Genomic DNA, 5,292 nt, shown 5'->3' on the forward strand with positions numbered 1-5,292 from the left:
GGGGCGGGGGCCTCCTGCGCGGGAGCCTCCGCGGACTGCGCGGCCGGGGCGTCGCCGCCGGCCGGCGCGTCGCCCTCGTCCCCGATGACCGCGAGCTCGGCGCCGACCTCGACGGTCTCGTCCTCGGCGACGGTGATGCTGGTCAGCACGCCCGAGGCGGGCGAGGGGATCTCGGTGTCGACCTTGTCGGTCGACACCTCCAGGAGCGGCTCGTCGGTCTCGACGCGCTCGCCCTCCTTCTTGAGCCAGCGGGTGACGGTGCCCTCGGTGACGCTCTCGCCGAGCTGGGGCATGGTGACGGAGACCGGCATGTCTCAGCGACTCCTTCGGAATACTTGTGCGGCGTTCAGCCGTGCACGTGCAGTGGTTTGCCGGCGAGGGCGAGGTGTGCCTCGCCGACCGCCTCGGACTGGGTCGGGTGGGGGTGGATCAGCTGGGCGACCTCGCCCGGCAGGGCCTCCCAGTTGTAGATGAGCTGGCCCTCGGCGATGAGCTCGCCGACCCGCGGGCCGACCATGTGGATGCCGAGGACGGGACCGTCCACGGCCGCGATCACCTTGACCTCGCCCTGCGCCCCCAGGATCTTGCTCTTGGGGTTGCCCGCCAGGTCGTAGGTGACCTCCTTGATCTCGTGCCCGCGCTCCCTCGCCACGGCGGAGGTGATGCCGACCGAGGCGACCTCCGGCTCGGAGTAGGTGATGCGCGGGACGCCGTCGTAGTCGATCGGCGCCGGGGCGAGCCCGCCGAGCCGCTCGGCGACGAGGATGCCCTCGGCGAAGCCGACGTGGGCGAGCTGCGGCGTCGGGATGAGGTCCCCGACGGCCGAGATGGTGGGGACGCTCGTGCGGCAGTACTCGTCCACCTTCACGAACCCGCGCTCGGTCTCGACGCCGGCCTCGGCCAGGCCGATGCCCTCGGAGACCGGGGCGCGGCCCACGGCCACCAGCATCAGCTCGGCGTCGAGGTTCCTGCCGCCTTCGAGGGTGAGCGAGACCCCGCCGGGCGTGGTCTTGACGCTCTCGAACCGGCTGCCGACCTCGTACTTGATGCCGCGCTTGCGGAACGCGCGCTCCAGCCTCTTGGAGCTCGACTCCTCCTCCAGCGGCAGCAGGTGCGGGAGCGCCTCGACGATGGTCACCTCGGCGCCGAACGAGCGCCAGACGCTCGCGAACTCGACGCCGATGACGCCGCCGCCGAGGATGACGACCGAGCCGGGGACGCGGTCGAGCAGCAGCGCGTGGTCGCTGGAGATGATCCGCTCGCCGTCGATCTCCAGGCCGGGCAGCGACTTCGGCACCGAGCCCGTGCCGAGCACGATGTGCTCGCCCTCGATCGTCCGGGCCCGCCCCTCGCCGACGGCGACCTCGACCGTGGTCGGGCCGGTCAGCCGCCCGGAACCGTGCACGACCTCGATGCCCCGGGCCTTGATCAGCCCGGTGAGGCCCTTCACGGTGGTCGAGACGACCTTGTCCTTGTACGCGTTCACACCGCCGATGTCGATGCCCTCGAACGTGGCCCTCACACCGAACTTCGCCGCTTCGCGGGACTGGTCCGCCACCTCGGCCGCGTGCAGCAGCGCCTTGGTGGGGATGCAGCCGCGGTTCAGGCACGTCCCGCCGAGGGACTCGTCCCGCTCGATCAGTGCGACGGACTTGCCGAGCTCGGCGGCGCGCAGAGCGCACGCGTAACCGCCGCTGCCGGCACCTAGGACGACGATGTCGAAGGGGCCGCTGTCAGCCACTGGTCGCTCCCTTTCCCGGTCGTGGCACCCCGTGGGTCGAGGTGCCCTGGGCGGGGCGGGGCACACCGGTACCGGGCCCCCGCCGCCACGAGAAATCTAGTCTGTTCTCCACCCTCTGACAGCGGGTGGATCCGCTACAGAATTCCTGCGGCGACGTCCTCGGCGATCTGGACGAGCGTCCGGGCGGCGGCGCCCGTGCCGCCCTTCGGGGTGTAGCCGTAGGGCTCGCCCTTGTTGAAGGCCGGTCCGGCGATGTCGAGGTGGGCCCACTTGACGCCGTCCGGCACGAACTCCTTCAGGAAGGTCCCGGCGACGAGCATCCCGCCCCACCGCTCGCCGCTGATGTTGGCGATGTCGGCGACCGCCGAGTCGAGGCCCTTGCGCAGCTCGGCCGGGAGCGGCATGCCCCACGACTGCTCCCCGGCGCGCCCGGCCGCCGCGACCACCTTCTCACGGACCTCGTCGTCGTTGGCCATGACCCCGGTGGTCCGGGTGCCGAGCGCGACGAGCTGCGCGCCGGTCAGCGTGGCCACGTCCACGATCAGGTCGGGGGAGTCCTCGCCCGCGCGGACGAGGGCGTCGGCCAGGACGAGCCGCCCCTCGGCGTCGGTGTTGAGCACCTCGACGGTCTTGCCGCCGTAGACGCGCAGCACGTCGGACGGGCGCTGCGCCGTGCCGCTCGGCATGTTCTCGGCGATGGCCAGGTAGCCGACGACGTTGACCGCGGGGCCGAGCCTGGCGATGCCGGACAGCGCGCCGAGCACCGCCGCCGCGCCGCCCATGTCGGACTTCATCCAGTCCATGGCCTCGGCGGGCTTCAGGGAAAGCCCGCCCGAGTCGAACGTGATGCCCTTGCCGACCAGCACGAGCGTCTTGGACGCCTCGGGGTGCGTGTAGGAGAGGCGGACGAGCCGCGGCGGGTTGACCGAGCCCTGACCGACGCCCGCGATGCCGCCGTAGCCGCCGTCCACCAGGGCCTTCTCGTCCAGCACCTGGATGGACAGGCCGGTCTCGCCCGCGACCCGCTCGGCCTCGCCGGCGAGGTCCTCGGGGGACAGGTGCGACGGCGGGGTGTTGACCAGGTCGCGGACCAGCCGGACCGACCCGGCGAGGACGCGGGCGCGCTCGACGGCGGCCTCCGCGCCGTCGGCGGCGGCGATCAGCCGGATCTCCTCGACCGGGCTCTTGTGCTCGCCGCCGGTGCGGTAGGAGTCGAACGAGTACGCGCCGAGGAGGGCGCCGAGCGCGACGGCCTCGACGTCGGCGGCGGACCCGCCGGCGGCCGTGCCGGGCAGGGCGACGGCGACCCGCGGGGTGCCGGCCAGGGAGCGGACCGCGGCGCCGGCGGCGCGGCGGACGTCCTCGGCGGAGGGGGCCTCGCCGAGGCCGACGGCGACGATGAGCTTGGCGGTGACGGCGCCGAGCGCGGGCAGCCGGGTGATCTCGCCGGCCTTGCCGGTGGCGCCCAGCGCGGACAGCGCCTCGGCGAGCCTCCCGTCCAGCGCGCGGTCGAGGTCCGCCGCGCCGGCGGCCGGCGCGGGGCCCGCCTCCGCCGGGGAGACGCCGACCACGATCGCGTCCACGTCGATGCTGGCCAGGGCTTCGCTGTCAAGGCTGATGCTCGTCACGTAGCACGATGTTAGTCCTCCCGGTGACCGGTTTCGTCTTTTTCGATCAAGCGTCCCCGGTCCGGTGGCGGCCTCCGGCGTGCCGGAACCCCGGCTCCGTCAGGGAACCGAGATGAGGGCGACCAGCGCGGCGGTCGCCGCGGTCTCGACCAGCGCGCCGAGGACGTCCCCCGTCACCCCGCCCAGCCGCCGCACGGCGTGCCGGAGCAGCAGGAGGGCCGCGGCGGTGCCGGCGATGACCGCGGCGGCCCCGTGCAGGGCGCCGCCGAGTCCGCCGGTCGCCGCCCCCGCCGCCGTCGCGGCGGCCAGCACGACCGCCGTGGCGGCCATCGCCGCACGGACGGGCACGGTGCCCGCGACGAGCGCGCCCAGTCCGCCGGGACGCGCGGACGGGACGCCGGTCCGGCAGGCCCAGGGGAGGGCCAGGCGGCCCGCGACGGACGCGATCAGCACCGCGCCGGCCGGGTCGGGCGCCGCGGCCAGGGCGGTGACCTGGACCAGCAGCGTCAGCAGCAGCGTGACGACGCCGAACGGGCCGATGTCGGACCGCTTCATGATCTCCAGCGCCTCGGCGGCGGGGCGGCCGCTGCCCAGGCCGTCCGCGAGGTCCGCGAGGCCGTCCAGGTGCAGGGCCCGGGTGGCGGCCGCCGTCGCCGCGACCGCGAGCGCCGCCGCGGGCAGCCGGGGCAGGCCGAGCAGGTCGCCCGCGAGCAGGACGAGCGCGGCGGCCCCGCCGGTGATCAGCCCGGCGGCCGGGGCGAGCGGCATCGCCCGGCGCGCGGTCTCCCGGTCGACCCGGCCCGAGCCCACCGGCACGACGGTGAGCAGCGTGACCGCCAGCCGCAGGCCCGCGATCACCGGAGCTCCATGACGCGTCCCGCCACGACCAGCGCCGCCTCCTCGGACTCGGCCGCCAGCCGCTGGTTGAGCCGCCCGAGCATGTCGCCGAAGGCCCGTCCGGACGGCGTCATGGGCACCGGCGACAGGCCGACCTCGTCGCTGACCGCCACCACGCGCGCCCGCGTGGCGCGCCATGCCGCCACGAGGCCGTCCAGGCGCGGCAGGACGAGCGACGGGTCGTCCCAGGCGCCGGTCTCGTCCATCGCCGCGGCGAGCCAGGTGCCGATGCCGTCCACCAGCACCGCGCCCGTCGCGGACGACAGGACGCCGGCCAGGTCCGTCGTCTCGGCCGTCTCCCACCAGGCCGGGCGGCGGCGCCGGTGCGCGGCCACGCGCTCCCGCCATTCCGGATCGCCGCCGGCCGGCCCGGTCGCGACGTAGCGGACCTCCGCGCACGCGGCCAGCCGGAGCTCCGCCTCGGCGGACTTGCCCGACCGCGTCCCGCCCAGCAGGAGGGTCCGGTGCGGACCGTCCTGCGCCTGGTTCCAGAACGCCATGCGGCGGTCCAGCTCGGCCGGCGACGGCAGCCGGTGGTCGACGTGGACGGCCGCGACCTCCGTCCTGGACGTCACCGCACCCAGGCGGCGCAGCCTGCCGAGGTGTTCCGGCGAACCGGCCAGGTCGAGCAGGACGGCGTCGTACTCCGCCCCTTCGGCGGGCTCGGGCAGGGCGCCGGGGCCGGCCGCGACCAGCACGCGCCGCCCGTGCGGATCGCGCACCTCGTAGCCGCCGGGGACCCCGGTGCGCGGGAGGTCCCGCAGCGGCACCCCGCCGCTGAGGATGCGGTCCGGGGTGGCCGGCTCGTACCGGACGCCGGCGGCGCGCAGCCGGTTGCAGGACGCGCAGCGGCACTCCGGCGCGGGCCATCCGCCCGGGGCGGCGGTTCCACGAAGCTCGATGTTCATCTCGCCCGGAACCCTATGGTTACGTTCACCGTGAAGGATCACGCACGTCCCCGCAGGAGGCGCAGGTGGGCAACCCCCCGAACGCACCGTGGCCGGGACCGCCGGGACCGCCGGGACC

At 75.2% G+C, this 5,292-nt stretch carries 5 protein-coding genes; all 5 read right to left on the reverse strand.

The features are described 5' to 3' along the window. The coding region (locus E1200_RS31015; RefSeq protein ID WP_347813254.1) for a biotin/lipoyl-containing protein at nt 1–311 on the reverse strand (311 nt) is incomplete at its 3' end. Between the two features lie 35 nt (nt 312–346). Next, nucleotides 347–1,741, reverse strand: a complete 1,395-nt coding sequence (lpdA, locus tag E1200_RS31020; RefSeq protein ID WP_131955826.1) for a dihydrolipoyl dehydrogenase — start codon at nt 1,739–1,741, stop codon at nt 347–349. A 134-nt stretch (nt 1,742–1,875) separates the two neighbouring features. Next, nucleotides 1,876–3,369 carry a leucyl aminopeptidase gene (locus E1200_RS31025; RefSeq protein WP_131955828.1) on the reverse strand — a complete coding sequence of 498 codons (1,494 nt, stop codon included), beginning with the start codon at nt 3,367–3,369 and terminating at the stop codon, nt 1,876–1,878. Nucleotides 3,370–3,468: 99 nt separating this feature from the next. Beyond that, nucleotides 3,469–4,227 (reverse strand): adenosylcobinamide-GDP ribazoletransferase, encoded by a 759-nt coding sequence (locus E1200_RS31030; RefSeq protein ID WP_243708986.1) that lies wholly within the window; start codon nt 4,225–4,227, stop codon nt 3,469–3,471. Beyond that, entirely contained in the window at nt 4,224–5,174 is a 951-nt protein-coding gene (locus E1200_RS35070; protein WP_131955832.1) for a bifunctional adenosylcobinamide kinase/adenosylcobinamide-phosphate guanylyltransferase, read from the reverse strand. Before E1200_RS35070 ends, E1200_RS31030 begins: the two co-directional genes overlap by 4 nt. Nucleotides 5,175–5,292: the final 118 nt, after the last annotated feature.

Origin of the sequence: Actinomadura sp. GC306 (genome assembly GCF_004348665.1) — a bacterium.
GTDB lineage: Bacteria > Actinomycetota > Actinomycetes > Streptosporangiales > Streptosporangiaceae > Spirillospora.